Annotated in this window: 2 protein-coding genes and 1 pseudogene; all 3 read right to left on the minus strand. The window is 66.3% G+C overall.

Annotation, left to right across the window (positions count from 1 at the left end; genetic code table 11):
* Positions 1 to 565 (minus strand): annotated as a pseudogene (locus RT309_RS14495) (F0F1 ATP synthase subunit beta); the annotation flags it as partial.
* A 26-nt stretch (positions 566 to 591) separates the two neighbouring features.
* Positions 592 to 1,485, minus strand: a complete 894-nt coding sequence (locus tag RT309_RS14500) for a F0F1 ATP synthase subunit gamma (protein ID WP_313358169.1) — start codon at positions 1,483 to 1,485, stop codon at positions 592 to 594.
* A gap of 19 nt (positions 1,486 to 1,504) precedes the next feature.
* A complete protein-coding gene (gene atpA, locus RT309_RS14505; protein ID WP_313358170.1) occupies positions 1,505 to 3,145 on the minus strand; it encodes a F0F1 ATP synthase subunit alpha in 1,641 nt (546 codons plus the stop codon).
* Between the last annotated feature and the right edge of the window lie 5 nt (positions 3,146 to 3,150).

The raw sequence follows: 3,150 nt of genomic DNA on the forward strand, positions 1-3,150 counted from the left end.
GGTCCTGCGCGACGCGCTGGATCATCTCCTGGATGAGGACGGTCTTGCCGACACCTGCACCACCGAACAGACCGATCTTTCCACCCTGCACGTAGGGGGTCAGGAGGTCGATCGACTTGATGCCGGTCTCGAACATGGTGGTCTTCGACTCGAGCTGGTCGAAGTTCGGCGCCTTGCGGTGGATCGGCCAGCGCTCGGTGACCTCGATGGTCTCGCCGGGCTCGGCGTTGAGGACTTCGCCGATCACGTTGAAGACCTTGCCCTTGGTCACGTCGCCGACGGGAACCGAGATGGCCTCACCGGAGTCGCGGACCTCCTGGCCACGGACGATGCCGTCCGTCGGCTTCAGGGCGATGGCGCGGACGAGGTCGTCGCCGAGGTGCTGTGCGACCTCGAGCGTGATCTCGGTGGAGTCCTCGCCGATCGTGATGGTGGTCTTGAGGGCGTTGTAGATGTCGGGGATCGAGTCGTGCGGGAACTCGATGTCGACAACCGGACCGTTGACGCGGGCGACGCGCCCGACGACCGCGGTCGCCGGCTGCTCAGCCGTGGCGGTGGTGGTCATTTCTTCGTCTCTTTCCTGAGGGTCTGTCAGCTCGATGCGAGAGCGTCGGCGCCACCGACGATCTCGGCGATCTGCTGGGTGATCTCGGCCTGACGCGCGTTGTTGCGCAGGCGGGTGTAGTCGGTGATGAGCTTGTCGGCGTTGTCGCTGGCCGACTTCATCGCCTTCTGCGTCGCGGCCTGCTTGGCAGCCGACGACTGGAGAAGGGCGTTGAACACGCGGCTCTGGATGTACACCGGCAGGATCGCGTCGAGCACGGTCTCGGCGTCGGGCTCGAACTCGTAGAGCGGGTACACGGCGGCGGTCGCCGTGTCCTCGGCCTCTTCGATCTCGAGCGGCAGCAGACGAAGAGCGGTGGGCTCCTGCGTCATCATGCTCACGAACCGGTTGTAGACCAGCACGATCTCGTCGACGCCCTCGGAGTCGCCGCCGCGCAGGAAGGATTCCTGCAGCGTGTGAGCGATCTCCTCGGCGGTGTGGAACGACGGCGTGTCGGTGTCGCCGATCCACTCGGCCGCGGACTCGATCCGGCGGAACTGGAAGTACCCGACGGCCTTTCGACCGACCAGGTAGTACACCGGCTCACGACCGAGCTCGCGCAGACGCTCGCCCTGCTCGAGCCCCTCGCGGATCACCTGCGAGTTGAACGCGCCGGCGAGGCCGCGGTCGCTCGAGAAGATGACGACCGCCGTACGGCGGATCGTCTCTGCCTCGCGAGTGAGCGGATGGTCGACGCTGGAGTGCGTCGCGACGGCGGACACGGCCCTCGTCACGGCACGCGCGAAGGGGCTGGACGCCTTGACGCGTGCCATCGCCTTCTGGATGCGCGAAGCCGCGATGAGTTCCATCGCCTTCGTGATCTTCTTGGTCGTCTGAGCAGAAGAGATCTTCTGCTTGTAGACCCTGAGTTGAGCGCCCATGAATCAGTACCTCACGCGGTTACCCGCGACGACCCTTGACGATCTTCTCCTGGCTGACGTCACCGGCGTCTTCGGCAGAGACCTGCTCGTTGCCCGGGGTGCCGATCGACTGGCCCTTACCGCCCTGGAACTCCAGGATGAAGGCGTCGGTCTGCTTGTCGAGCTCTGCGACCGTGGCGTCATCGAGGACGTTGGTCTCGCGCAGCGTGTCGAGGATCGACGTGTTGCGGCGCAGGTAGTCGAGAAGGTCGCGCTCGAAGCGGAGCACGTCTTCGACCTCGAGCGAGTCGAGCTTGCCGTTGGTGCCGGCCCAGATCGAGACGACCTGCTCCTCCACGGGGTACGGCGAGTACTGCGGCTGCTTGAGCAGCTCGGTCAGTCGCGCACCGCGGGCGAGCTGACGACGCGATGCCGCGTCGAGGTCGGATGCGAACATCGCGAACGCCTCGAGAGAGCGGTACTGCGCGAGCTCCAGCTTCAGCGTTCCGGAGACCTTCTTGATCGACTTGACCTGAGCGTCACCGCCGACTCGCGAGACCGAGATTCCCACGTCGACCGCAGGACGCTGGTTGGCGTTGAAGAGGTCGGACTGCAGGAAGATCTGGCCGTCGGTGATCGAGATCACGTTGGTCGGGATGTACGCCGAGACATCGTTCGCCTTGGTCTCGATGATCGGCAGACCCGTCATCGAACCTGCGCCGAGCTCGTCGGACAGCTTCGCGCAGCGCTCGAGCAGACGCGAGTGCAGGTAGAAGACATCGCCGGGGTACGCCTCGCGCCCCGGCGGGCGGCGCAGCAGCAGCGACACGGCACGGTAGGCCTCGGCCTGCTTCGACAGGTCGTCGAAGATGATCAGGACGTGCTTGCCGCCGTACATCCAGTGCTGGCCGATGGCCGAGCCGGTGTACGGGGCGAGGTACTTGAAGCCGGCGGGGTCGGACGCAGGAGCCGCGACGATGGTGGTGTACTCCATCGCACCGGCCTCTTCGAGCGCACCGCGGACGCCCGCGATGGTCGAGCCCTTCTGACCGATCGCGACGTAGATGCAGCGCACCTGCTTGCTGACGTCGCCCGACTCCCAGTTGGCCCGCTGGTTGATGATCGTGTCGATCGCCAGCGCGGTCTTGCCGGTCTGGCGGTCGCCGATGATCAGCTGACGCTGACCGCGGCCGACGGGGATCATGGCGTCGATCGCCTTGACGCCGGTCTGCATCGGCTCGTGCACCGACTTGCGCTGCATGACGCCGGGCGCCTGCAGCTCGAGGGCACGGGAGCCCTCGGTCGCGATGGAGCCGAGTCCGTCGATCGGGTTTCCGAGCGGGTCGACGACGCGACCCAGGTAGCCGTCGCCGACCGGAACCGAGAGGACCTCGCCGGTGCGGGTGACCTCCTGGCCGGCCTCGATGCCGGTGAAGTCGCCGAGGACGACCACGCCGATCTCGTGCTCGTCGAGGTTCAGTGCCAGGCCCTTCGTGCCGTCACCGAAGGTGACGAGCTCGTTGGCCATGACGCCCGGCAGTCCTTCGACGTGCGCGATGCCATCGGCTGCGTCGATGACGGTGCCGACCTCGGTCGCCGCGGCGCCGGTGGGCTCGTAGGCGGCGGCGAAGTCCTTCAGCGCGTCACGGATGACGTCGGGGCTGATCGATAGTTCTGCCATTGTCT

It is taken from the genome of Microbacterium sp. (genome assembly GCF_032084865.1).
GTDB lineage: Bacteria > Actinomycetota > Actinomycetes > Actinomycetales > Microbacteriaceae > Microbacterium.